The following is a 23,888-nucleotide window of genomic DNA, read 5'->3' as shown; positions in this document are numbered from 1 at the left end:
AGCCGTGTTCCGCATCCTCTTCCACGCCCCGGAGATCCCCGGCAACACCGGATCGGCGATCCGGCTCGCCGCGGTGTCCGGTGCGGAGCTGCACCTCGTGGAGCCGCTCGGGTTCAGCCTCGAGGACTCGAAGCTGAGGCGTGCGGGGCTGGACTACCACGACCTCGCGGTCCTGCACGTGCACCCCACCCTCGAGGACGCATGGACCGCGCTTCTGCCGGGGCGGGTCTTCGCCTACACCTCCGACGGCGACACCTCCTACACCGATATCGCCTACGAACCCGGCGACGTCCTGCTGTTCGGCCGGGAATCCGACGGTCTCCCCGCGGAGGTGAAGCAGGACCCCCGCGTGACCTCCCGGGTCCGGGTGCCCATGCTGCCCGCACGCCGCTCCCTCAACCTCGCCAACACCGCATCGATCGTGCTCTACGAGGCCTGGCGCCAACAGGGTTTCGCGGGTGCGCGACGATGACCCACGCCTAGGAGCCGCCATGCCCGCTCGTCATGCCGCAACCCTGCCCGACGGCGGCGCGGAGGACTACGACCGCCTCGCCCCCGCCGTGTGGAACCCGGTGAGCAACGCCGTGGTGGCGGCAGCCGACATCCTCGTGGGCGAGCGGGTCCTCGACCTCTTCGCCGGCACCGGGACCGGCACGGTACCGGCGGCCCAGCTCGCGGGTCCGGATGGCCACGTGGACGCCGTCGACCGGTCCGCCGCGATGCTGGAGCTCGCGGCGGCCAAGACCGGGGCGCTGCACCTCGGCAACGTCTCCTTCCACGCCACCGATCCGGTGTCCTGGACGCCGGATCACGCGTACGACGCGATCATCAGCTGCTACGGGATCGTCCTCCTCGACGAGATGGACCGCTCCGCGGACCGTCTGCTCGACCTGCTGCGTCCGGGCGGACGGATCGCGCTCAGCAGCTGGGACGACGGCGCCCTGGAACCGTTCGACGACTTCCTGAGGAGCGTCCTCGAGGACGTCGCGCAGGGCCCGGACGTCCCGGGTACCCCCGTGTTCGCGCAGAACAGTGCGCGGCTCGCCTCACCGGAGGCCCTGCACGCCTGGCTGGTGGACCGCGGCCTCACGGACGTCTCCGTGGAACGTCTGCGCCTCACCGTCCCCCTCGAACCAGACCACGCCTGGTCCCTGGCACTCGGGAGCGGATACCGGGGGCTCCTGCCGGACGAGCCCGACGCACTCGGGCGGATCCGGGCGGCCTTCCTGGAACGCGTGGACCGGGACCTGGTCCTGAACGCCGACTCGCTGATCGCCGTCGGGACCTCCCCGTCCGGCGGCGGACCCGGAGCCATCCGGTGACTGAGCAGCTCCGAATGGAAGGTGTCAGCAGCAGGACTCGGAAGACGGTGAGGGCGGTGGGACGGTGCAGGTGCAACTCGAACGGCCACGTGCGCCCTCCCCCGGATCACCGTCGGGAGTTCGGCACAGGGCTGTCGGCACTTTATGCTGGAGCCCTATGGAAACGCCAGGGAAGAGCCGGGTCGGTCCCATCACCCCCGCAGCAGACGTCGAGCCCGATGCCGGCCCGACCCTGACCGACCTCCTGCTCCGGGTGGCACAGCAGGATCGCGGCGCGTTCGCGTCACTGTACGAGCAGACCTCCCGGCGCGTGTACGGGCTCGCCCGGCGCGTGCTGATCGACCCGGAGCTCAGCGAGGACGCCACCCAGGAGGTGTTCCTCCAGGTGTGGAGGACCGCGGACCGCTTCGACCCGGCCCTCGGCAGTCCCATGGCCTGGCTCATGACGCTGGCCCACCGGCGCGCGGTGGACAAGGTCCGCTCGGAGCAGAGCGCCACGGATCGCGAGGCCCGCTACGGTGCGGCATCGCAGAGCATCGACCACGACGACGTCGTGGACACCGTGACGCAGCGCCTCGAGGCGGAGAACGTGGTGGAGTGCCTGACCACGCTCACCGCCACCCAGCAGGAATCGGTCCGGCTGGCCTACTACGGCGGGCTCACCTACCGTGAGGTGGCCGAGAAGCTCGGCGTCGCGGTACCGACGATCAAATCAAGAATTCGTGACGGCCTCCTCCGGCTGAAGACATGCCTCGGAGTGGCCTGACATGCAGGACAAGGACATGAACAGAGACTTCGCAGCAGACCTCGAGACGGATCTCGCCCAGGGGCACGTCCTCGAGTGGGCGGAGCTGTACGCGCTCGACGCCATCGGCGAGGAGGAGCGCGGTCTCCTGGACGGCTTCCTGGCCGAGGCGGCCCCCGGGACCGCCAGAGCCTTCGCCGACCGCGTCCGCACCTGCAGGGAGACCGTGACCACGGCCTACGCGGTCGACGAGGTGGAACCGCCCGTCGATCTGTTCGACCGCATCCTGGCCCAGCTCCCGCCCGCCCAGGATGTCGACGCCCCACGCTCCGACGGCGCCCGGGACGTCCCTGTGCAGACACCGGGTGATCCCGATCCGATCGCACTCCCCGCCGGCCCGGCCGAGGAGAAGTCCCCGCGGCAGTCCGACCCGCCCGCCGTACAGGACGAGTTGGCGGGCCGGCGTGCGGCGAAGGCCTCCGGGCTCTTGCGCGCCGGACGCTGGATGGTCGGTGCCGCAGCCGCGGCGGTCCTGGCGGTGGGCGGGGTAACCCTCGCTCAGAACCTGCAGCAGACCGGTCTGGAGCAGCAGGTGCTGCAGGCCTCCGACGTCAGGACGGAGGAGCTGACCCTCGACGCCGGGGGCACCGCGGAGCTCGCCCTGTCGAACGAGGAGAACGCCGCGGTGGTCACGCTGCACGATGTCCCGGCGCCGGCCGAGGGAAGCGTGTACCAGATGTGGCGGATCCCCTCCGACGGTTCCTCGCCGGTGTCCGTGGGCACCATGAACGGTGACGACGTCTCCGGGTCGAAGCAGACGGAGCTCCGGGACATCAGCGGCTTCAGCGCCATCGCCATCACCGTGGAACCCGAGGGCGGATCTGCGACCCCCACCCTGCCGATCGTCGCCCAGATACCGCTGGACGCCTGAACCGGGACACCCCCGAGGCTCAGAAGCCCGCGATCGTGTCCTCGGTGTTGACTCCCACCACGTGGAACGACTCGGCGCTGCGTCCCGCGGGAAGACCTCCGCGCGAGGCATTGTCCCGCAGGATCGAGCGCACCCTGGCCTGCATCCGCTCCACATCCGGGTGCTGGCTGCGGTGCGCGGTGATCGCCGCGACCTTGGCGTCCTCGGAGCCCGTCACGTCCACGAACCGGTTCTCGAGGTGTGCGGGCCCGCCGTAGAACCAGAGCCAGGGCACCTTGTAGCTCTGCAGCCCCGCAGCGGCCAGCTCGGGGTAGGCGAACGGGTTCTCGACCGCCGGGTAGATCGCCCGCGTCACCGCCTCACCGCAGGCCAGGTGATCGGGATGGCTCTTCTGGATACGGTCCCAGGCGCGCTCGGGATGCATCGAGAGCACGATGTCCGGCCGGACCTCCCGCATGCGGCGCACGATCTCCCTGATCACGGTGTCCGACGCCTCGAGGTGACCGTCCGGCTCACCGAGGTAGGTGACGTCCGTGACCCCCACCAGTCCTGCGGCGACGAGCTGCTCCTGGCGTCTCAGGGCGGCGACACCGGGGCGGTCATGGTCTGAGAAACCTCCGGCGTCCCCGTCCGTCAGAATGCAGTAGCTGACCTCGACGCCCGCGGCCGTCCACCCCGCGATGGTCGCGGCCGCGCCGAAGTCGATGTCGTCCGGATGGGCCGCGAACACCAGGACCCGCTCTGGCGTGTGGTCGCGCTGCTCGGCGGACATGCCTTACAGCCCGCGCTTCCGGATCTCCTCGGTGGCCTGTGGCAGCACCGAGAACAGATCACCGACGATCCCGAAGTCCGCGATCTCGAACACGGGGGAATCGGCATCCTTGTTGACGGCGACGATCACCTGGGAGGTCTGCATCCCGGCGCGTTGCTGGACCGCGCCGGAGATCCCGACGGAGATGTAGAGCTGCGGCGACACCGTCTTCCCGGTCTGACCGATCTGCGCGGAGTGCTCGATCCAGCCGGCATCCGTCGCGGCCCTGGACGCACCCACGGCACCCCCGAGGGCATCGGCGAGGTCCTCGAGTGGGGCGAAGTTCCCCTCCACTCCCCTGCCGCCCGCCACGATCACGCGGGCCTCGGCGAGTCCGGGCCGGCCGCTGACGGGCTTGTCCGCACGCCCGGTGACCCTCGCTGCAGCACGGGGTACCTCCACCGGCAAAAGGATCTCGCGGGGCGAGGACGGGAGGCCGGCCTCCGCGGCCTCCACGCTGTTCGGCTTGACGGTGAGGATCGCGATGTCCGTGGTGACCCTGCACGTCACGGTGTAGGAACCGGCGAAATCGGCCTTCGTGGCCGTGAGATCGGCGTCGAGTCCCACCACGTCCGTGATCACCCCCGCCTCGAGCCGGATCCCTGCGCGGGCGGCGATCTCCTTGGCCTCGTAGCTGTTCCCCAGCAGCACCACGTCCGCCGCCGAGGCACGGACCGCCTCGGCGAGGAACGCGGCCTTGCCCGCCACGAGGACATCCGCCACGGAGGCGTCCTCGGGCCGGTAGTACTCCTGCACACCGTAGGAACCCACGCCGTCGAGGAACGCCTGGCCCGGCACCTCCGCGAGCGCCGCACTCACGTCCCCCAGGGTGGAGGCCAGGGACAGGAGCTCCCGCTCGCTCCTGGCGAGTGTGGCTCCGGGGTTGTCGAGGAACACGAGGACAGCTGTCATGGGGAGATCTCCTGGAACGGTGCGGCGAGCATGATGCGGATCAGAGGAGTTTTTGTCCGGCGAGGAAATCGACGAGCCTGATCCCTGCGTCACCCTCGTCGGTGATCACGATCCCCTGGGTCCGTGGGGGTCTCGGCGCTGCCGCCTCGACGCGCGTCCAGGAACCGGCAGGGCCCACCTCGTCGGCGTCCAGCCCCACGTCCGCCAGGGAGAGGATGCGGATCTGCTTCTTTTTCGCCGCCATGATGCCCTTGAAGTTCGGGTAGCGCGGTTCGTTGATCTGATCCGTCACGGAGACCAGTGCGGGGAGCGGGGCCACGACCGTCTCGGCGAACGTGTCGTTGTCGCGGCGCGCCGTGAGCGTCCATCCGGTGTCCTCCCGCGCGAGCTCGAGCGAGGCCGCGAACGTGACCTGCGGGAGCGAGAGCCGCTCCGCGAGCTGCGCCGGGACCAGCGAGGTCTCCCCGTCCGTCGAGGCCATCCCCGTCAGGACGACGTCGAACGGCCCGGTGTGCTCGAGGAGCGCGGCGAGCGCCTTCGACGTGGCCGCTGCGTCGGAGCCCCCGAGGGCGGCATCGGTGAGGTGGACGCCGTCGTCGGCCCCGATCTGGAGCGACTTCTTCACCGCGCCGACCGCTGCCGACGGGCCCATGGTGAGTGCCGTGACGCGGTGACCTGCCGCACTTCCGCCCTGTGCCTCGACGAGCTGGAGTGCTGCCTCCAGGGCGTACTCGTCCAGCTCCGAGAGGATGCTCTCGTTGCGCACCGTGGTGAGGTCCTCCGCGTCGATGTGCCGGTCGAACTGCGCGTCCGGTACGTGCTTGACCAGTACCGCCACCCGCAGTCCAGCTGGTACCTCGTCCATTCCTGACCTACTTCCTCCGGGGCCTGCACTTCCGGCTCCTAGCTAACCACAGCGCGGTGACCATACTCCGCCGTAGCGGTGCCCGGAGCGGGATCCCGGTACGGTGCTCACACCGCCGTCGGGATCCGTACGCAGGGACCACTGTGCACGGCACGAAGGGCGGCCCCGGTGAGTGCGGGACCGCCCTTCGTCGAGGAGCAGGATCGGCGTTCCGGCGCGGAGTCCTTCACCCGGTCCGTCCGCCGTGCCCGTTACAGCTGGGCGGTACTGAGCGTGACCTCGAGGGTCTGGGTGTTCCCGCCGCGGATGATCTCGATCGGGACCTGCTGCTCGGGACTCTGGATGCGCACGGCGGCGGTCAGCGACTTCGGGTCGTCGACGGTGTAGGTACCCACCTTGGTGATGACGTCACCCGCCTGGAGGGATGCAGCGGCTGCGGGCGAGCCCGGCTCCACCGACTCCACGAGGGCGCCGGACGAGAAGGTGGACCTGCTCTGCGTGCCGTCGCCGGAGGCGGCGCTGACCCGGACACCCAGGAAGCCGTGCGTCGCCTCGCCGTTCGCGATGATCTCGCCGGCGATCCGCTGGGCGTAGTTGATGGGGATCGAGAACCCCACCCCGATGTTCCCGGTGGACTCGCCCGAGCCACCCGAGGCGATCGCCACGTTCACACCGATGATGTGTCCGCTGGAGTCGACGAGCGCACCGCCCGAGTTCCCCTGGTTGATCGCTGCGTCCGTCTGGATCACGTTGAGGTAGATGGAGCCCTGGCCACCTGACGGCTGCGCCCCCTGCTGGTCCGGGGGCAGGAAGTTGAAGCCCTCGCCGCCGTCCCCCGCGCTGTCCGGTGCGTTCTCCGGCACCGCCGAGGACGCGACGCTGATGGTGCGGTTGAGGGTGGAGACGATGCCGTCCGTCACCGTCCCGCTGAGGCCGAGCGGGGCGCCGATGGCGATGGCACTGTCACCGACGTTGAGCTCGTCCGAGTTGCCCAGGGTGGCGGCCGTGAGGTCCGGGGCATCGATCTTGACGACGGCGAGGTCACTGAGCGGATCGGTTCCCACCACGGTCCCGGCGAACACCCGCCCGTCGTTGAGCTTGACCTCGATGGTGGGATCGGAGACCTGACCGCCCAGTGTCACCACGTGCGTGTTGGTGAGGATGTGCCCTTCCGTGTCGAGGATGATCCCCGAACCGGACCCGCCCGATCCGTCACCGCTCACCGCGATGGTGACCACGCTGGGGGACGCGGTGACCGCGGCTCCCGTGATGGCGTTGACGTCGTCGGAGTTGTTCACCACGACCGTCTCGGGGGCGGCCTGCGAGATGGTGCCCGAGGACGAACCGTTCAGGGCGTCGACCGCTGCGGGCCCGACCACACCGCCGATCAGTCCTGCGGCGAGCACCCCGGCGGCGAAGGTCGCCAGCCCGACCTTCCTGCGGCCCCTGCTCGTGGTGCCGGTGTCGGCCTGGCCCGCGGGGCGGCCGCCGTAGAACGGCTGATGGGCGGAATAGGCCGGGTGCGATGCCGCCCTGGGGTCCTGGAACCCGTGCTGGGGTCCTGCGAACTGCCCGGTGGGCGTCCCGCCGTCGGTGTGCTGCACGGGATCCGGGTACCCGCCAGTGCGATCGCCCTGCCGGGCCCGAGCTGCCGAGGGCTCCTCCGCCGGTGCGGCACCGTCCTCCGGGCCCGCGGCCCACGCCGGCGGGGGAGAGGGACGCGGAGGGAGAGGACGGTCCGGGTTACCCATCTCTGGCTGCTCGTTCATGGCAGATCCTTTCGTTGCTGTTGGCACTATCCTGGCAACGTTCTCTGGAGACAGAGCGTGTGTGCGCTGGGTGGTTTCTGGGAGCCCACTGGAGACTTTCGGAACACCACTCCGGTCCGTCGAGCTCGCTCCTCCAGTATCCTCCCGACCACCGACGGGAGGGCCTCTGCCGCCCGTTCCCCCGTCGGAGCACCGAGCATGCTGGTACGGTACCCGTCCGGTGCCGCTCCTCGAGAGGCCTACGACGTCGGTGGACGCCCCCGGGCGCCGACCATAGAATCGGGAGTCAGGGAGCCCTCGGCGTCCGCCGCCCGTCCCGGGAGCGGCGGGTCCGGGAGCGTGACGAGGGGTCGATGATGCGACGAAGTGGCAGGCGCACCTGCGCCGCCGGAGTGCTGGGCCTGGTGGTGGCCCTCCCGCTGGTCGTGGCGTCGGCGGCGCTGGCCGAGGAACCGGAGCGGTTCCCGACCGGTGAACGTGTGATCGACAGCGCGGGCGTCCTCGACCCGCAGGAGGTGGCCGAGCTCGAAGCCGCCATCCAGGACCTGCGCGTCAGCGAGGACTTCACGGTGCGCATTGCGTACGTCGACAGCTTCGAGAACCCCACCGACCGTGAGAGCTGGGCGAATGCGACGGCCGAGCTGAACGCCGCCAGTGAGAACGAGGCCGTGCTGGCCGTTGCCGTGGGCCAAGGAGACGCCGCATTCGTCACCGGGGACGGTTCCTCGCTCGCAGGTCAGGGACAGGCGCTGTACGACCAGGCCATCGGCGCCGAACTCCGAGCCGGTGATTTCGCCGGAGCGGGACTGGCGGCGGTCGACGCCGTGGGCGACCGCCTGGAGAACGGTTCCTCGGCTGGAAGCGCACCCGGTGGGACGACCACCGGCGCGAGCTCGGGCGGCGGACTCGGTGGCCTCGTCCTGGTGGGCGGCGTGGTGGCCGTGGCGGGCACGGGCGGCTATCTCCTGCTCCGGAACCGCGGCGGGAACAGCGCGGAACGCAAGCGGCGCCAGTACGGCTACGGCCCGTCCGAGGCGCAGGACGGCGAGGTGGTGGATCCCCTCGCCGCACTGAGCGTCGAGGAGCTCCGCACCCGGGCCGGGAGCCTGCTGGTCGCGGCCGACGACGCCATCAAGTCGAGTGAGCAGGAACTGGGCTTCGCCGAGGCACAGTACGGCAGCGGGGCCATCACCACCTTCGCCGAGGACATCGCAGCCGCCCGTAAGCACATGAGCGAGTCGTTCAAGCTGCAGCAGCAGCTCGACGACCACATCCCCGACACCGAGCAGCAGCAGCGTGAATGGCTCGGGGAGATCATCCGCAGGTGCGAGGACGTCAACTCCTCACTCCAGGAGCACAAGCAGGAGTTCGACGCACTCCGCGAGCTCGAGCGGGACGTCCCCTCCGCCCTGAGCAGCGCGCAGGCGGCGGCCGTCACGGCGCGTACGCGGTTCGACGCCGCCGAGGAATCGCTCCGTGCACTCCGCAGCCGCTACCTCGAGAGCGCGACCTCGCAGGTGGCGGACAACATCGAGCAGGCGGGAGAGCGGCTCTCCTTCGTGGACAGCGCGGCCGCGGAGGCACAGCAGAAGCTCGACGAGGGCGACACCGGGCTGGCGGTGGTCGCCGTGCGCGCGGCCGAGGAATCCGTCCACCAGAGCAGCGTGCTGCTGGATGCGATCGACAAGCGCGCCAAGGAGCTTGCGACCGCCGCATCCGAGCTCGAGCGCGCCATCCCGGAGTGCGAGCAGGATCTCGCGCAGGCCCGGGCCATGGCGGACGCGGGCCGGCACGGCGACCTCGCGGGTCCCCTTGCCGCGCTCGAGACCGCCCTGTCCACCGTGCGCGCGGGACGAGCGGAGGATCGCATCGACCCGCTCGTACTCCTCCAGCGCCTCGAGCTGGCCCACGGTCAGCTCGACGACGCCCTCGGTGACGTCCGTGACCAGGCCGAGCACGCGCGTCGTGCCCGGGAATCCCTGGAGCACGCGCTCGTCGCGGCGCAGTCGGGGATCTCGGGGACGGCCGCCTACATCCGGGCCCGCCGGGGCGGGGCGCGAGGTGCGGCACGGGCCCGCCTCGCCGCGGCCGAACGCAATTTCGACGCCGCACTGGACCTTCGGCGCTCCGATCCCGTGGCCGCCCTCTCCCATGCCCAGCAGGCCTCGCTCCTCGCCGACCAGGCGGCCCAGCTGGCAGAACAGGACGTCCAGGGGTTCGGCCAGTACGGCGGGATGGGTGGGATGTACGGAGGGCGGCGTGACGGCATGGGGGGCGCCCTCCTCGGCGGCATCCTGCTCGGCTCCATTCTCAACGGCGGCATCGGCGGCGGGATGGGTGGCGGCCAGAGCGGCGGAGGAGGCGGTGGCTTCGGCGGTTTCGGCGGAGGCGGCGGAAGCTTCGGCGGGGGCGGCTTCGGCGGTTTCGGCGGAGGAGGCGGCAGCTTCTGAGCAGGTAGGAACGTAGTAGCGGCACGGATCACTCGAACGCAGGACCGAAAGGGAAACACATGGTGAAGCAGTCAATCTTCGGCAGGATCGCCCAGCTCACACGGGCCAACATCAACGCGCTGCTGGACTCCGCGGAGGATCCGCAGAAGATGCTCGATCAGATGGTGCGCGACTACACCAACAGCATCGCCGAGGCGGAGAGCGCCGTGGCGCAGACCATCGGCAACCTGCGCATGATGCAGGACGACTACAACGAGGACCTCGACAACGCACGCAACTGGGGCAACAAGGCGATCGCCGCCTCCCGGAAGGCCGATGAGTACCGCGCCTCCGGTGACACGGTCGACGCCCAGAAGTTCGACAACCTCGCCAAGGTGGCGATCCAGCGCCAGATGGCCGCCGAGAACGAGGCCAAGGGCGCCGAACCCACCATCGCGTCGCAGACGGAGGTGGTGGACAAGCTCAAGAACGGCCTCACCCAGATGAAGGGCAAGCTCGACGAGCTGTCGGCCAAGCGTGACCAGCTGATCGCGCGATCACGTACCGCGAAGGCCCAGCAGCAGGTGCACGACGCCGTGAAGAGCATCGACTTCATGGATCCCACCAGCGAGGTGGGACGGTTCGAGGAGAAGATCCGACGCGAGGAGGCCAAGGTACGCGGCCAGCAGGAACTGGCGTCCTCCAGCCTGGACGCCCAGTTCGAGAGCCTCGAGGACCTGGGGGAGCAGACCGAGATCGAAGCGCGTCTCGCTGCATTGAAGTCCGGTTCGGCCCCGCGGTCGGCGATCGACCAGGGTACGGGGGCAGCGACGTCGTCCACCACGGGTGAGACCACCTACTGATCCACCGGATCACACGCTCTCCCGGGGGAACCGCGGCCACGGCCACGGTTCCCCCGGTGCGTGGACAGGACCTCCCGTACCCGCGGGTAGATTGACGTCATGGCTGTGACAGTGGTGTGGTTCCGCGACGACCTCCGGATCTCCGACAACCCCGCGCTGGCGGAAGCGGTGCGCAGCGGGGATGAGGTGGTCGCGTGTTATGTGCTCGACGAGCGCTCCGAGGGCATCCGTCCGCTCGGCAGCGCGTCCAAGTGGTGGCTCCACCACTCGCTCATGGCCCTGGGCGCCGTTCTCGAGGACCTGGGTGTGCCGCTGGTGCTCCGCCGGGGTGCCGCTGCGGAGGTACTCCCCCGGCTCGTGACGGAGGCCTCCGCAGGGAGCGTGCACTGGAACCGGCGCTACGGGCTGGCGGAGCGGAACGTCGATGCCGCCCTGGAGGCTTCCCTCACCGGGCAGGGGATCGACGCCACGGGCTACCAGGCCAACCTGATGTTCGAGCCGTGGGAGATCACCACGGGTGCGGGTGAGCCGTACAAGGTCTTCACCCCGTTCTGGCGCGCCTGCCTGGCCACACGGACGCCGCGTGAGCCCTTCCCTGCTCCCGAATCGCTCTCCGGGCCACGGCTCGACTCCGAGGACCTGGGGACCTGGGGGTTGCTCCCCACGGCAGCCGATGGTGCCGGAGGATTCCACGACACCTGGACCCCGGGTGAGGCCGGGGCCCACGAACGGCTCGATGACTTCCTCGACGGTGCCGCCGCCGGGTACAGGGACGGTCGCAACCTGCCGGCGCGGGTGGGGACCAGCATGCTCTCCCCGCACCTGCGGTTCGGCGAGATCAGCCCGTTCGAGGTCTGGCACGCGGCTCAGAACCACAAGGACGCCTCGACGGCGGAGGACATGCGGGTGTTCGGCTCCGAACTCGGGTGGCGGGAGTTCAACTGGCAGCTGCTGTACTTCAACCCCGACCTCGCCACCAGGAACTACCGGGCCAAGTTCGATGCCTTCACCTGGGAGGAGTCCACCCCGGACGAGGTACATGCCTGGCAGCAGGGCAGGACCGGGTACCCCCTGGTCGACGCCGGGATGCGGCAGCTACGGGAGATCGGCTGGATGCACAACCGGGTCCGGATGGCCACGGCGTCCTTCCTGGTCAAGAATCTGATGATCGACTGGCGTGTGGGCGAGAGATGGTTCTGGGAGCACCTGGTGGACGCGGACGCCGCGAACAACACGGCGAGCTGGCAGTGGGTGGCAGGATCGGGTGCCGATGCGAGCCCCTACTTCCGGATCTTCAACCCGGTGCTGCAGAGCAGGAGGTTCGATCCCGAGGGTGCCTACCTCACCCGCTTCGTACCGGAACTCGGCCATGCGACGAACATGCACGAGCCGTGGAAGGGATCGGCCCCGGGCTATCCGGAGCCGATCGTGGACCTGAGGGAGAGCCGTGAACGTGCTCTGAGCGCCTACAGGGCGATGTCCGGCTGATCCGTCGAAGGGCCCGGCCGGGCCCTCCCGCGATGACGGCTCGGAGGCCCCGTCAAGGCGGGCCCGTGAGGTGCACTGCGGACGGGGCGGTGGAGGAGAGCGTCACGGACGGGTACAACAGAAGATCCGGCCCACCGTGTGGTGGACCGGATCTTCTTGATCGTTGCGGGGACAGGATTTGAACCTGTGACCTCTGGGTTATGAGCCCAGCGAGCTACCGAACTGCTCCACCCCGCGGCGTGCAACCAACGTTACCGGCCGCGGGGTGGAGAAGCAAATCGAGGAGGTGGACCGTCCTCGACCTACTCGCCGGACGCCTGCTCCTCCGCGTCGAGTGCTCGCTGCAGCGCGTCCTGCAGGCGATCCTGCGCGGCACCGTAGGCGGCGAAGTCACCCGCTGCGAGTGCCGCGTTGCCCTCCTGGATGGCGGTGTTGGCGTCGTCCAGGGCGGTACGGAGATCCGTCGCCGGATCACCGGTGGTGGCCCCGGGCGTGGCGCTCGGGCTGGGGGTCGGGGTCGGAGCCGGCGTGCCGGCGTCGTCCCCGGCCTCGGCCGGCGTGGCGGGATCCAGCGGAGTCTCCCCCACGTTGTCGCTGTCCCCCGTGGTGGCTCCGGCGTCGCCGCCGAACACCTGGTCGAGGGCCTCGGCGAGGGTGGGCGCGAAGCCCACGTTGTCACCGAAGCTCACGAGTACGCGCCGCAGGACCGGGAAGGACGCGTTACCCGATGACTGCACGTACACGGGCTGCACGTAGGCGATACCGCCGCCGATCGGCAGGGTCAGCAGGTTCCCGTTGATCACCTCGGAGGCACCCTGGCGCAGCAGGTTGAGCTCCTGCGACACCGTGGTGTCCGAGTTGAAGAGGTTCTGCGCCTGGCCGGGCCCGACGACGGAATCCTCACCCGAGCTGTCCAGCAGGGTCAGCCGACCGTAGTTCTCGTTCTTCACGCCGTCCTCGCCTGTCCCGGCATCGCCGTTCGCGGAGAGGAAGCCGTAGAGCACGTTCCGCGGGGTCTGGCCGGCAGGAACGAACGGGATGAACGGCGTGGTGAGCGAGAAGGCCGCCTCCTCCTGACCCGGCATCTGCAGCGTCAGGTAGAACGGGGGCTGCCGTGGCGCGTTCGCCGTCACCGCGGCGTCCTCACCCTCGCTCGGGTCCGCCGGGACGTTCCAGGCCTCGCTGTTGTTGAAGAACTCCTGCGTGGCGGTCACGTGGTACCGGGCGAGCAGCTCGCGCTGCACCTTGAAGAGATCCTCCGGGTAGCGCACGTGCGCCATGAGATCGGCGGACATCTCGCTGTACGAGGTCAGCGAGGACGGGTAGACGTTCTGCCAGGACCTGAGGACGGGGTCCTCGTCGTCCCACGCGTAGAGCGTCACGGAGCCGTCGTAGGCATCCACGGTGGCCTTGACCGCGTTGCGGATGTAGTTGACCTGCACCGCGGGAAGCGCGGTGGCGAGACCACCCACCGTCTGGGAGTCCTGCGTCGCGGTCTCCAGGGACTGCTGCTCCGAGTAGGGGAAGTTCGCACTCGTGGTGTACCCGTCGATGATCCACTTCACGCGTCCGTCCACGATGGCCGGGTAACTGTTGCCGTCGAGCGTCAGGTACGGCGCCACCTTACGGACGCGGTCCACGGGGTCGCGGTCGTAGAGGATCTGCGACTCGCTGTTGACCTGGTCGGACAGCAGCAGGTCCGTGGACTGGAACTTGAGTGCATAGACGAGCCGGTTGAACGCAGTACCCACGACCGGACCGCCACTGCCGTTGAACGTGGTGCGGGACTCCTCGTCGGAGTTCTCGTTCTGCGGGCGGTCGATCTCCACGGGGGCCGAACCCTCGGGGGCGCCGACCACGGAGTAGTCGGGTGAGCTCTGCCCGAAGTAGATGCGGGGCTCGTAGTCGGACTCGTCACCGAGCACACCGGTGGACGGGATCCCGGACTGCAGGAACTCGGGCCGGCCGTCCGGCTGAACGGTGGCGCCGGCCGCGGCCACGACACCGTAGCCGTGGGTGTAGAAGGCACGCTCGTTGACCCAGCCCTCGGGAATACCACTCGTGTCGAGTTCACGGACGGCGATCACGGTGTCCTGGATCTCGCCGTCGATCTCGTAGCGGTCCACGTTGAGCGTCTCCGGGAACTGGTAGTACTGCCGGAACTGCTGCAGCTGGCTGAACGCGTCGGAGACCAGGTTCGGATCGAGGAGACGGATGTTGGCGGTGGTCACGCCGTCCTCGTTGAGGGCTCCCGCCACGGGCGTGTCCTCAGGCTCGTAGGGCTGGACCTCGACGGCATCGAGGCCGTAGGCCTCCCGGGTCATCTCGATGTTGCGATCGATGAACTCACCCTGCGCGCTGAGCTGCGACGGGTCCACCTGGAAGCGCTGGACGACGGCCGGGTACACGCCACCGGCCAGCAGCGCCGTGATGACCAGCACCGCGGTGCCGATGAGCGGCAGCCGCCACCGGCCGATGATGGCCGAGACGACGAACAGGATGGCGACGATGACGGCGGCGACGGCGAGGATCGCCTTGGTGGGGATGACGGCGTTGACGTCCGTGTAGAGCGCGCCGGCCCAGTCGTTCTGGTTCAGCAGGGTGCTGTAACGGTCCAGCCAGTAGTTGACGCCCTGCAGGACCAGGAAGAGGGCAGCCACCACGGCGATCTGCACGCGGGCGGACTTGGTGGTGAACAGGCCCTTCTCCTCCAACCTGATACCGCCGTAGAGGTAGTGCGTGAGGATCGTGGCGATGGCGCTGATGATGACCACGCTGATGAGGAAGCCGACCACGAAGTTCAGGAACGGCAGCGTGAACATGTAGAAGGAGTAGTCCAGCTGGAACTGGGGATCGACCCGCCCGAAGGACTCCTGGTTGATGAAGAGCAGCACGCCCTGCCACTGCGAGGCGGCGGCTGTTCCGGCGAAGGCGCCGAGGACGACGGGAATACCGAGCATCAGCAGACGGCGGATCGGTTCCAGCTGCGCCTGGTAGCGGTTCAGGTTGTCCTGGATGGCGCTGTCCGGGGCGTAGATGGGCCGGTTGCGGTAGGCGAGCCGCAAACTCAGGTACACCGCTCCCGCCATCACGACGAACGCGGCGAGGAACAGCAGGATCCGGGAGACGTTCTCGGTAATGAAGACTTCGAGGAATCCGAGCTGGTTGTACCACAGCACGTCCGCGTAGACCTGGGACAGGTAGACGAAGGCTATGACGATCACCGCGACGACGATGATGGTGGGGATCAGCGGGTTCCTCCGCCGGGATCTTTGGGCACGTGCTGGGCTCGGGCTACTGCCGAACGGACGGTCTGGTCCGGATGTCACATCTACCTCATCGTTAGCGGCTGCGGGTCACGACGACCATCACTCCACACGCTCCCGCGACCGCGCGAACGGGCAGAAGACAGCGTGCAGTCACGCTCTTCGTCTTTTTATTCTGCCCTGTCCACGCTCGGGCGGACCAATTAGGTTCCCACCCGGCACCCTGTGCGCCGGATCGTTCTCCAACCGTGTCCTTGTCAGCAGGAGGGCAGCCGCGAGGCGTCACCGCCGGAGCCGAGGAGCTCCACCGCGGCCACGGCGTCGTCGAGGGTCTCCATCTTCACCACGGTGAGTCCGTCCGGGATGTTGCCCACCACCTCGTCGCAGTTCTCGGCAGGAGCCAGGAAGAACTCGGCGCCCGCGGAGCGCGCCCCCACCAGCTTCTGGGCTATCCCGCCGATCGGTCCCACCGCACCCGCCGAGTCGATGGTGCCGGTACCCGCGAAGTGGCGTCCGCCGGTCAGGTCACCCTCCGTCAGGTTGTCGATGATCCCCAGGGCGAACATGGTGCCGGCGGACGGGCCACCCACGTTGTCGAGCTGGATCGTGACGTCGAAGGGGAAGTCGAAGGTCGAGGCGAGCACGATGCCGAGCTGGTAGTCGCCCTCCGGTGAACGGGTGGGCGTCATCTCCACGTCCGTCACCACTCCGTCGCGGACCATCGAGATCGTCACCGGCGCCCCGTCGGCGTCGTTCAGCTCCCTCCTCAGGACGGAGATCGTACTGATCTCCTCGCCGTCGACGCTGCGGAGGATGTCCCCCTCCTCCAGCGCGCCGTCGGCCGTCGAGTCCGGTACCACCCCCGCCACGGTCAGCTCCTCGGTGAAGGCGATGTTCTCGTAGGAGAGCGCCGCGGCGATGGCGGACTCCTGCGAGGAGGTCATGGCCACGGCGTTCTGCTCCTGCAGCTCGGCCGGCGTGGTGCCCGCCGGGTACACGAGCTGCTCGGGGAGGACGTTCTCCGTGGGGCTCAGCCATGCACGGAAGGTGTCGAGGACGTTGACCTGACCGTTGGGCCCGCCGCTCACGAACACCGTGGTGAGATCCAGCTCCCCCTCGGGCGGGAAGCTCTCCGTGCCCTCCACCTGGATCAGGGGTCGACCGTTCACCTCACCGATGGTGTTGAACGTGGGGCCCGGGGACTCGATCACATACGGGGCGGGAAGCAGCACGGCTACGGCGCACAGGACGACGGCGAGCCCGCCGGAGACGGCCATGGCCCGGAATCGCGGATCCCGGGGTCGGGCGGGTTCTGCTGACCTGTAGGGCTCGAACTGGACAGGCTGCGTCACTGTGCTTCTTTCTGTACGGTGCGTCCCGCAAGGGGCACGGAGGGGCGCGAACCGGGAGGACGGTTCGATCTGCCGCACCCCAGCGTAAACGCTCGTCCTGACACCTCGCCCCGAACGGCTCACGGTTCCCCACCGGGTCGTCCTGCGCACCCGGTAGGCGGAACGCGAGTCCCCCGCCCGCCGCTTTGCCCCCAGCGAACGGCACTCGGCGCGGGGGACCCGGGCAGGTACGGCCGGTAGCGTGAGGGGGACAGCCGGCGGGGTGTCCTCCCCCTGCGCGGACCCGCCAAGCTACTCCCAGGACCGGTGGTATCGATGTCCAACCCCTCCAACCCTTCGAACGGCGACGACGACACGCCCAAGGATCCCCTGTCGGAGATGCTCGGGAGGATGTTCGGCGGCGGGGAGGGCGGCTTCGATCCGCAGGAACTGGCGAAGGCTGCAGGACTGCCCTCGGACCCGAACGCGATGGCCATGATGATGCAGCAGGTCCAGGCCATGTTCTCCTCCAGCAGTGACGGCCCGGTGAACTGGCAGCTGGCCCACGAGCACGCGCGCCGCGTGGCGGCGGCCGACAACGACCCCTCGGTCACCGCCCTGCAGCGCAGGAGCGTGGACGAGGCGCTGAAGCTGGCCGAGCTGTGGCTGGATCCCGTGACCGACTTCCCGAGCACCAACCAGCTGGGCCGGGCCTGGTCCCGTGCGGAGTGGGTCGAGGCCACCATGGGTACCTGGCGTCGCCTCACGGAGCCGGTGGCCATGAGCATCGCCAAGGCACTCTCCGACGTCATCTCCGAGCAGCTCCCCGAGGAGATGAAATCGATGATGGGCATGATGGGCGGACCCGCCTCCATGCTCCAGAACGTGGGAGGTGCCATGTTCGGGATGCAGCTCGGCCAGGCGGTCGGTGCACTCTCCAAGGACGTGCTGGGCTCCACCGACATCGGCGTACCTCTCGCCGAGGGACGCATGGCCCTCCTCCCCGCCAACGTGGCGGCGTTCGGGGAAGGGCTCGACGTACCGGAGCAGGAGGTCCAGCTGTTCCTCGCGGTGCGCGAGGCGGCCCACGTGCGCCTGTTCACCCACATCCCGTGGCTCACCGGTCACCTCCTGGGGAGCATCGAGCGCTACGCGCGCGGCATCCACATCGACATGGACAAGATCGAGGAAGCGGCCAGGGACATCGACCCCACCAATCCGGAGAGCCTGCAGGGCGCACTCTCCCAGGGCGTGTTCATGCCGCAGCGCACCTCCGAGCAGGATGCCGCACTGGTCCGGCTCGAGACCACCCTCGCACTCGTGGAGGGCTGGGTGGATGAGCTGACCGCCGCCGCCACGGCGAACCTCCCCTCGGCAGGATCCCTGCGGGAGATGGTCCGCAGGCGCAGGGCCACGGGCGGACCCGCCGAGCACGCCTTCGCGCCCCTCGTGGGCCTGGAACTGAGGCCGCGCCGCCTGCGCGACGCCGCGACGCTGTGGGCCATGCTGGCCGAGGAACGCGGCATCGAGGGCCGGGACGCGCTCTGGCAGCACCCGGACCTCCTCCCCACGGCGGAGGACCTCGACGACCCCGCCGGTTTCTCCGGACGACGCCGGCTGATCGAGTCCTCGGAGGCGGACGTCGATGCCGCGCTGGAACGCCTGCTCGCGGGTGACTTCGAGGAGACGGACGAGGACACCGGGGCAGCCGCTCCGGGAGCAGCCGATGGACCCGCTCCGACGTCGAACGGTGGGACGGACGGGACCGACCGGCCGGCTCCCTCGGGCGGGGACGAGCAGGACGGCCCGGATACTCCGGACGGAGACACGGCTCCGCGCTGACCGCGCCCGTTCAGTCCTGCGCCGCAGGAGGGGCATGCCGCGCCGCGAAGGCCACACCCTCGAGGAAGGCCTTCGCGGTCTCCGTGTGCGGATAGCTCCTCAGCAGGTCCCAGAACACCCGACTGTGCGAGGGCTCGATCAGATGGGCCATCTCGTGGAGGATCACGTAGTCCACCACTCTCTCTGGCATGCCCCGGAGGCGGTGCGACAGGCGGATGGTCCTGCGGGCAGGGGTCGCGGAGGCCCACCGCGTGTTCTGGTTGGTCACCCACCCGATCGTCGCCGGGATCCCCCTCCCGTCGAGGTAGGTCCGCGCCAGGCGTTCGGCGCGCTCCAGCAGCAGTGGGACGGGCTGATCGTGATCGACGGCCGGTACCGCCGGGTACTTCGCACTCATGCGCTCGACCATCCGCTCCACCCACAGCTTCTCCTGGCCGGCGGAGAAGTGGCCGGGGACGGACACCCGGAGGACGCCGTCGCGCACCTCCGCGCTGACCGTCCGTTTCCGGCGTGCCGATCGGACCACCTCGACCGGTGGTCGCGGCGCCGGGGCGGGCGGGTCAGGCATTGTCGCCGAGGATCTCCAGGACGGCCTCCCCGTAGCGCTCCAGCTTCGTGGATCCCACCCCTGCCAGCTCCCCCAGCTCCTCCACGGTGGTGGGCCGCGCTTCGGCGATCGCGATCAGCGTGGCATCGGTGAACACCACGAAGGCGGGGACGTCCTTCTCCCGTGCCTCGTCGCGCCGCCAGGCGCGCAGTGCCTCGAAGGTCTCCTCCTCGTAGGTGGCCGGGCAGTCGTTGCACCGCCCGATCTTCCGCTCGGAGCCGGTGAGCAGTGGACGCCTGCACACCCGGCACACCGCCGGGGCGGAGGACTTCCTCGACGTCCTGGCGCGGGGTTGGCGGAAGGACGCCTGACCGGCGGTCGCGGGACGCAGTGCGTCGAGGAACCGCGAGGGTTTCCGCGAGGCCCGCCCGCCCGGCGAGCGCGACAGGGACCAGGACATCGAGAGGTGGACCCGGGCCCGGGTGATCCCCACGTAGAGCAGCCGCCGTTCCTCGTCGATGCCCTCCTGGGTGTCGGCGAAGGAGATGGGCATCAGCCCCTCGCTCAGACCCACGAGGAAGACGGCGTCCCACTCCAGCCCCTTGGCCGAGTGCAGGGAGGCGAGGGTGACTCCCTGCACGGTCGGTGCGTGCTGGGCGGCGGACCTCTCCTCCAGCTCCGCGACGAAGACCTGCAGGGTGAAGGCCTCCGGGCCGCGCACCCGCTGGAGTTCGTCGGCGAGACCCACCAGGGCCGCGAGCGACTCCCACTTCTCCCGCACGGCGCCCGAGTTCTGCGGGGCCACGGAGGTGTATCCCAGGGAGGCCAGGACGTCGCGCACCTGCTGCGGCACGTCGTCGTCGCCCTGCGTGCGTGCAGCGGCCCGCAACTGCAGCAGTGCATCACGTACCTCGCGTCGCTGGAAGAAGCGCTCGCCGCCGCGCAGCTGGTAGCCGATGCCGGCGGTGGCCAGGGCCTGCTCGTAGGCCTCGGACTGCCCGTTGGTGCGATACAGGATCGCGATCTCGCTGGCCTTGACCCCCTCGTCCAGGAGTACGCCGATCCGGCGCGCACACTCGGCCGCCTCCGCCTCGTCGTCGCTGCACTCGGTGAACACGGGGTCCGGGCCGGCCGGACGCTGGGCCACGAGTTCCAGGGGCGTCGACCAGGAGCTGCCGGTCGCCCGGCGGTCCGCCTCGGCGTTCCTCGCCGCGAGCAGGGTGTTCGCGGCACGCACCACCTGGGGTGTGGAGCGGTAGTCGCGCACCAGCTTCACCACCTGCGCACCCTCGTAGCGCGTGGTGAAGTCGAGGAGGTGGCGGGACGTGGCACCGGTGAACGAGTAGATGGTCTGGCTCGCATCCCCCACGACGCAGAGTTCCCGGCGCTCACCGAGCCACAGGTCGAGCAGACGCTGCTGGAGGGGTGAGACGTCCTGGTACTCGTCCACCACGAAGTGCCGGTACTGGGCCCTGACGGTCGCCGCGACCTTCTCGTCCTCCTCGAGGATGGCCACGGTGGTCAGCAGGACGTCCTCGAAGTCGATCAGGTTGCGGTCGATCTTCAGGTCCTCGTAGGCCGAGAAGATGCGGGACACGGTGACGAGGTCCATCCCGGCAGGTTCCGCGCGCCCGGCGGCGGCCGCCATGTAGGCGTCCGGGGTGAGCATGGAGACCTTCGCCCACTCGATCTCCGCGGCGACATCGCGGATGGTGGCCCGGTCCGTCGAGTCCCGCAGCCGGCGGGCGGCCTCCGCGATCAGCTGGGCCTTGTGGTCCACGAGCGCCGGGAGCGGGCCGCCGACCGCCTGCGGCCAGAAGTACTGGAGCTGACGCAGGGCTGCGGCGTGGAAGGTGCGCGCCTGCACGCCGCCGGCACCGAGGTCACGCAGGCGGGGCCGCCACTCGGCGGCGGCACGCGCGGTGGACGGGCGGCCCGGACCTGCCGCGGTTTGTTCACGCCGGTCTGCGCCCCGTAGGCGGTGCGGTGCGTGATGGCCCGCGTCTTCCCCGTACCCGCCCCGGCCAGCACGCACATGGGGCCGGTCAGGGGGCCGGCGACCATGCGCTGCTCGTCGTCGAGCCCCGCGAGGATGCTCTGCTCCAGCAGTTGCTCGGACACTAGGGGCGCGCCTCCGACGGCTCCCCGTCCAGCGGACCGCCGTACCAGCGCTCGATCAGGGCGCGTGCGATGGACACACCACCGGCGACGGCGATCGTCCCGTCGCGGACCTCCGTGAAGAGTTCCTGCCGCGTGAACCACCGCACGGAACGCATCTCCACGCCGTCGGCCACGGCATCGGTGGTCACCGCCCGTGCGGTGAAGCCGAGCATGAGGGACGCCGGGAACGGCCAGGGCTGGGAACCGAGGTACTCCGGGGAGCGGACCTCCACCGCGGACTCCTCGCCGACCTCCCGGATCACCGCCGCCTCGAGGGACTCCCCCGGCTCCACGTATCCGGCGAGGGTAGAGAAGCGGTCGTCCGGCCAGGCGGCCGCGGACCCGAGGAGCAGCCGGTCGTCGTCGTCGACCACCGAGACGATGATCGCCGGGTCGGTGCGCGGGTGGTGGCTGGAGCCGTCCTTCGTGCAGCGTCGCACCCATCCGGCGTCCTCGGCCTCGGTGGGGGCCCCGCACCGGGAGCAGTGGGTGTGCGTCGCGTGCCAGTTCGCCAGACCTGCGGCCTCCACGAAGAGCCCGGTGTCCCTGCCGTCCAGTGAGGCGGCGATGTCCCGCAGACCCATCCACTGCTCCGCAGGGGCCAGCCCGGTGTCGATCTCCGGGAGCACGGCTGCGACCACCTGCCGTCCGGCGTCCTCCATGCCCTCGTCGATCCGGCCCAGGTAGAGGACCAGCTCCGGGCGCGTCACCCGCTCGGGCGACAGGAGGACGAGATCGCTCCCCCGTACGGGGGCCTTCCCGCCGGCGATCGGCAGGACCCGGGTCTCCGGCGCGGCCCACAGCGTGTCCAGGAGGTTCCCGGTGGTTCTCGCATAGCCGTCGCGGTCCGACCCGGCCCGGGAGAGCGGAAGCGATCCGAGGGCAGGAAGGACGAGCGTCCGGAGGGGGTCGGTCATGCTCCTACGGTACGTTCTCGGTCTCCCAAAACACATTCCGGAGGGCTTCCGTGGAGGAGAGGTGGAACAGTAGCGCACGAGCAAAGACGAGTAGTGCATCCGGCGACTCGCCGCGCCGGAAAGGGGCGGGCCGGTCGGCCGACGCCCTACGGTTAACCTTGTGAAACGCACCCCCATGGAACTAGCCGCCATAGCGAGCGCCGCAGTACCTGGCCTCGCGCCCACCGGCGTGGCCGGAGCCCCCGACGACGCCGCCGATTTCGACTCGGCACTGCTGGTGGACGGCGCCGGCAAACAGTGGAGTGTGCGTTCCCCCAGGCATGCCGAGGCGAGCATGCGCCTGGAGACGGAGGTACAGGCCCTGCGGGCGTTCACCCCGGCGGTGAAGGCGGAGCTGCCGTTCCTCATCCCCCACATGGCGGGCAGTGTCCGGCAGGGTGAGCTCAGTACGTTCGTCTACTCGCACCTCACCGGGACGGCCCGTCCGCTCGACGCGCTCACCCGGGGCGGCCGCACCATGGCCCAGGAACTGGGACGTGTCCTGGCCGCCATCCACGACCTGCCCCAGGAGATGGTGCAGCGCGCCGATCTGCCCAGCTACGAGGCCGAGGAGTACCGGCAGCGCAAGCTCAACGAACTGGACCAGGCCGCGACCACCGGGAAGATCCCGAGCATCCTCCTACGGCGCTGGGAGCACGCCCTCGAGGACGTGACCCTGTGGCGTTTCGGCCCCACCGTGATGCACGGCGACCTGCACGAGGACCACCTCCTGGTGGCAGCCGGCAGGGTGTCCGCCGTGACCGGGTGGACCGACCTCTGCATCGGGGACCCGGCCGAGGACTTCGCCTGGCTCGCCGCCGCCGAGGACACAGGATTCGTGGATGCCGTCTACGCCGCCTACACCGAGGAGCGGGGATCGGCCGCCGACCCGCATCTTGCCCGGCGGGCCGCCCTCGCCGCGGAGTTCGCCCTGGCCCAGTGGCTCGTGCGCGGTGTGGCCCGCGAGGACGCCACGATGGTCGCCGAGGCGGAGGACATGCTCGCCACCCTCGCGGAGGACGTCGAGTCGATCGAGCTCGAGCAGCAGGAGGCCGCCGAGCGTGCCCGGCGGGCCGAGGAGGAGCGCCGCGAGTGGGGTGACGAGTACGGGACCGATGGTTTCCGGTACCGCTCCCCGCACGTCGCGGAACGGAGCGGGACGAACTCGATCGGGTTGCCCTCACCGCCGGAGGAGGACCCCGTGGTCGAACGCCGGGCCCTGGGCGATGCCGCCTCCGGTCAGCAGGCGGACGCCCCTACGGGCACCGGCACGGCGCGCCCGGCACCTGCTCCGGACGCTGTGCAGCACATCGGCGGGGCGGGGGGCGGGGCCGCGCGGCCCCCCGCCGGGCGGGATTCCGACGACGGCGTGCAGCAGGACGCGGCGGAGCAGGAGAGGACCGGGAGCCATGTCCACCGTCCCGGTGGCATCCCGGACACGGTGTCGGACCGGGCCGTCCAGGAGGGTGCACAGCAGCCGTCCGGCGCCTCCCAGGCCCGTGCGCGCATGGTGACCGCACGTCCGCAGAGCACGGGATCGTCGAAGGTCACCCTGCTGAGCACCAGCGGCGCCGGCCAGGAGTCCTCCGACGACGTCGAGACCTCGGCCCTGCCGATCGTCACCTTCCGAGGACGCTGACCGCTCGGGCAC

Annotated in this window: 17 protein-coding genes, 1 tRNA gene and 1 pseudogene; 9 read left to right on the top strand and 10 right to left on the bottom strand. The window is 69.9% G+C overall.

Annotated features, from left to right (window positions below):
- Positions 1-4: 4 nt before the first annotated feature.
- The 4 genes from AC792_RS02865 to AC792_RS02850 all read left to right on the top strand — a co-directional run bounded on the left by AC792_RS02865 (position 5) and on the right by AC792_RS02850 (position 2,998).
- Positions 5-472, top strand: a complete 468-nt coding sequence (locus AC792_RS02865; protein ID WP_049829068.1) for a tRNA (cytidine(34)-2'-O)-methyltransferase — start codon at positions 5-7, stop codon at positions 470-472.
- A 19-nt stretch (positions 473-491) separates the two neighbouring features.
- Positions 492-1,322: a class I SAM-dependent methyltransferase gene (locus tag AC792_RS02860; protein WP_049829067.1), complete on the top strand. Its 831-nt coding sequence runs from the start codon at positions 492-494 to the stop codon at positions 1,320-1,322.
- A gap of 157 nt (positions 1,323-1,479) precedes the next feature.
- The gene (gene sigK, locus AC792_RS02855; RefSeq protein WP_082177318.1) at positions 1,480-2,088 is read left to right on the top strand and encodes an ECF RNA polymerase sigma factor SigK; all 609 of its coding nucleotides are present in this window, start codon (positions 1,480-1,482) and stop codon (positions 2,086-2,088) included.
- 16 nt (positions 2,089-2,104) lie between these two features.
- The gene (locus AC792_RS02850) at positions 2,105-2,998 is read left to right on the top strand and encodes an anti-sigma factor (RefSeq protein WP_160317593.1); all 894 of its coding nucleotides are present in this window, start codon (positions 2,105-2,107) and stop codon (positions 2,996-2,998) included.
- A 19-nt stretch (positions 2,999-3,017) separates the two neighbouring features.
- On the opposite strand, the gene AC792_RS02845 is transcribed toward AC792_RS02850, so the two are convergent.
- The 4 genes from AC792_RS02845 to AC792_RS02830 all read right to left on the bottom strand — a co-directional run bounded on the left by AC792_RS02845 (position 3,018) and on the right by AC792_RS02830 (position 7,355).
- Entirely contained in the window at positions 3,018-3,770 is a 753-nt protein-coding gene (locus AC792_RS02845; RefSeq protein ID WP_049829065.1) for a PIG-L deacetylase family protein, read from the bottom strand.
- A 3-nt stretch (positions 3,771-3,773) separates the two neighbouring features.
- A complete protein-coding gene (locus AC792_RS02840; protein ID WP_049829064.1) occupies positions 3,774-4,721 on the bottom strand; it encodes an electron transfer flavoprotein subunit alpha/FixB family protein in 948 nt (315 codons plus the stop codon).
- Positions 4,722-4,761: 40 nt separating this feature from the next.
- Positions 4,762-5,586 (bottom strand): electron transfer flavoprotein subunit beta/FixA family protein, encoded by an 825-nt coding sequence (locus AC792_RS02835; protein ID WP_200903346.1) that lies wholly within the window; start codon positions 5,584-5,586, stop codon positions 4,762-4,764.
- A gap of 251 nt (positions 5,587-5,837) precedes the next feature.
- Positions 5,838-7,355 carry a S1C family serine protease gene (locus tag AC792_RS02830; protein WP_049829063.1) on the bottom strand — a complete coding sequence of 506 codons (1,518 nt, stop codon included), beginning with the start codon at positions 7,353-7,355 and terminating at the stop codon, positions 5,838-5,840.
- Between the two features lie 353 nt (positions 7,356-7,708).
- On the opposite strand from AC792_RS02830, the gene AC792_RS02825 reads away from it, so the two are divergent.
- The 3 genes from AC792_RS02825 (at position 7,709) to AC792_RS02815 (ending at position 12,135) form a co-directional block, all read left to right on the top strand.
- Positions 7,709-9,805 carry a TPM domain-containing protein gene (locus AC792_RS02825; RefSeq protein ID WP_326947593.1) on the top strand — a complete coding sequence of 699 codons (2,097 nt, stop codon included), beginning with the start codon at positions 7,709-7,711 and terminating at the stop codon, positions 9,803-9,805.
- Positions 9,806-9,864: 59 nt separating this feature from the next.
- Positions 9,865-10,647, top strand: a complete 783-nt coding sequence (locus tag AC792_RS02820) for a PspA/IM30 family protein (protein WP_049829062.1) — start codon at positions 9,865-9,867, stop codon at positions 10,645-10,647.
- 99 nt (positions 10,648-10,746) lie between these two features.
- Positions 10,747-12,135 (top strand): cryptochrome/photolyase family protein, encoded by a 1,389-nt coding sequence (locus AC792_RS02815; RefSeq protein WP_049829061.1) that lies wholly within the window; start codon positions 10,747-10,749, stop codon positions 12,133-12,135.
- A 163-nt stretch (positions 12,136-12,298) separates the two neighbouring features.
- Here the strand turns inward: AC792_RS02815 and AC792_RS02810 are convergent.
- The 3 genes from AC792_RS02810 to AC792_RS02800 form a co-directional block, all read right to left on the bottom strand.
- Positions 12,299-12,372: transfer RNA gene (locus AC792_RS02810), tRNA-Met, on the bottom strand.
- A gap of 65 nt (positions 12,373-12,437) precedes the next feature.
- Positions 12,438-15,371: a UPF0182 family protein gene (locus tag AC792_RS02805; protein WP_049829086.1), complete on the bottom strand. Its 2,934-nt coding sequence runs from the start codon at positions 15,369-15,371 to the stop codon at positions 12,438-12,440.
- Positions 15,372-15,658: 287 nt separating this feature from the next.
- The gene (locus AC792_RS02800; protein ID WP_049829060.1) at positions 15,659-16,753 is read right to left on the bottom strand and encodes a YlbL family protein; all 1,095 of its coding nucleotides are present in this window, start codon (positions 16,751-16,753) and stop codon (positions 15,659-15,661) included.
- Positions 16,754-17,068: 315 nt separating this feature from the next.
- Between AC792_RS02800 and AC792_RS02795 the strand changes: the two genes are divergently transcribed.
- Positions 17,069-18,574 (top strand): zinc-dependent metalloprotease, encoded by a 1,506-nt coding sequence (locus AC792_RS02795; RefSeq protein ID WP_049829059.1) that lies wholly within the window; start codon positions 17,069-17,071, stop codon positions 18,572-18,574.
- 10 nt (positions 18,575-18,584) lie between these two features.
- Here the strand turns inward: AC792_RS02795 and AC792_RS02790 are convergent, their stop codons facing one another.
- From AC792_RS02790 to nudC, 3 genes and pseudogenes are all read right to left on the bottom strand, one after another.
- Positions 18,585-19,142, bottom strand: coding sequence for a M48 metallopeptidase family protein (locus AC792_RS02790; protein ID WP_049829058.1), 558 nt, complete (start codon positions 19,140-19,142; stop codon positions 18,585-18,587).
- Positions 19,135-21,185, bottom strand: a pseudogene (locus AC792_RS02785) (ATP-dependent DNA helicase UvrD2). The gene AC792_RS02790 and the pseudogene AC792_RS02785 overlap by 8 nt, the downstream one beginning before the upstream one ends.
- Before the next feature lie 56 nt (positions 21,186-21,241).
- A complete protein-coding gene (gene nudC / locus AC792_RS02780; protein ID WP_049829057.1) occupies positions 21,242-22,198 on the bottom strand; it encodes an NAD(+) diphosphatase in 957 nt (318 codons plus the stop codon).
- Between the two features lie 160 nt (positions 22,199-22,358).
- Here nudC and AC792_RS17990 point away from each other — a divergent pair, with 160 nt between their 5' ends.
- Complete coding sequence (locus tag AC792_RS17990; RefSeq protein WP_082177317.1) at positions 22,359-23,876, top strand: phosphotransferase; 1,518 nt, start codon at positions 22,359-22,361, stop codon at positions 23,874-23,876.
- Positions 23,877-23,888: the final 12 nt, after the last annotated feature.

The organism is Arthrobacter sp. RIT-PI-e (assembly GCF_001187915.1).
Taxonomy (GTDB): domain Bacteria; phylum Actinomycetota; class Actinomycetes; order Actinomycetales; family Micrococcaceae; genus Arthrobacter_D.
Note: the sequence above shows the minus strand (reverse complement) of the source record. Positions and strands in the feature narration are given on the sequence as shown.

Excerpts from the sequence above, each read along its gene's own strand:
- AC792_RS02860 (WP_049829067.1), top strand. The coding sequence starts at position 492 with ATGCCCGCTCGTCATGCCGCAACCCTGCCCGACGGCGGCGCGGAGGAC.
- sigK (WP_082177318.1), top strand. The coding sequence starts at position 1,480 with ATGGAAACGCCAGGGAAGAGCCGGGTCGGTCCCATCACCCCCGCAGCA.
- AC792_RS02850 (WP_160317593.1), top strand. The coding sequence starts at position 2,105 with ATGAACAGAGACTTCGCAGCAGACCTCGAGACGGATCTCGCCCAGGGG.
- AC792_RS02845 (WP_049829065.1), bottom strand. The coding sequence starts at position 3,770 with ATGTCCGCCGAGCAGCGCGACCACACGCCAGAGCGGGTCCTGGTGTTC.
- AC792_RS02840 (WP_049829064.1), bottom strand. The coding sequence starts at position 4,721 with ATGACAGCTGTCCTCGTGTTCCTCGACAACCCCGGAGCCACACTCGCC.
- AC792_RS02835 (WP_200903346.1), bottom strand. The coding sequence starts at position 5,586 with ATGGACGAGGTACCAGCTGGACTGCGGGTGGCGGTACTGGTCAAGCAC.
- AC792_RS02830 (WP_049829063.1), bottom strand. The coding sequence starts at position 7,355 with ATGAACGAGCAGCCAGAGATGGGTAACCCGGACCGTCCTCTCCCTCCG.
- AC792_RS02825 (WP_326947593.1), top strand. The coding sequence starts at position 7,709 with ATGATGCGACGAAGTGGCAGGCGCACCTGCGCCGCCGGAGTGCTGGGC.
- AC792_RS02820 (WP_049829062.1), top strand. The coding sequence starts at position 9,865 with ATGGTGAAGCAGTCAATCTTCGGCAGGATCGCCCAGCTCACACGGGCC.
- AC792_RS02815 (WP_049829061.1), top strand. The coding sequence starts at position 10,747 with ATGGCTGTGACAGTGGTGTGGTTCCGCGACGACCTCCGGATCTCCGAC.
- AC792_RS02795 (WP_049829059.1), top strand. The coding sequence starts at position 17,069 with ATGTCCAACCCCTCCAACCCTTCGAACGGCGACGACGACACGCCCAAG.
- AC792_RS02790 (WP_049829058.1), bottom strand. The coding sequence starts at position 19,142 with ATGCCTGACCCGCCCGCCCCGGCGCCGCGACCACCGGTCGAGGTGGTC.
- nudC (WP_049829057.1), bottom strand. The coding sequence starts at position 22,198 with ATGACCGACCCCCTCCGGACGCTCGTCCTTCCTGCCCTCGGATCGCTT.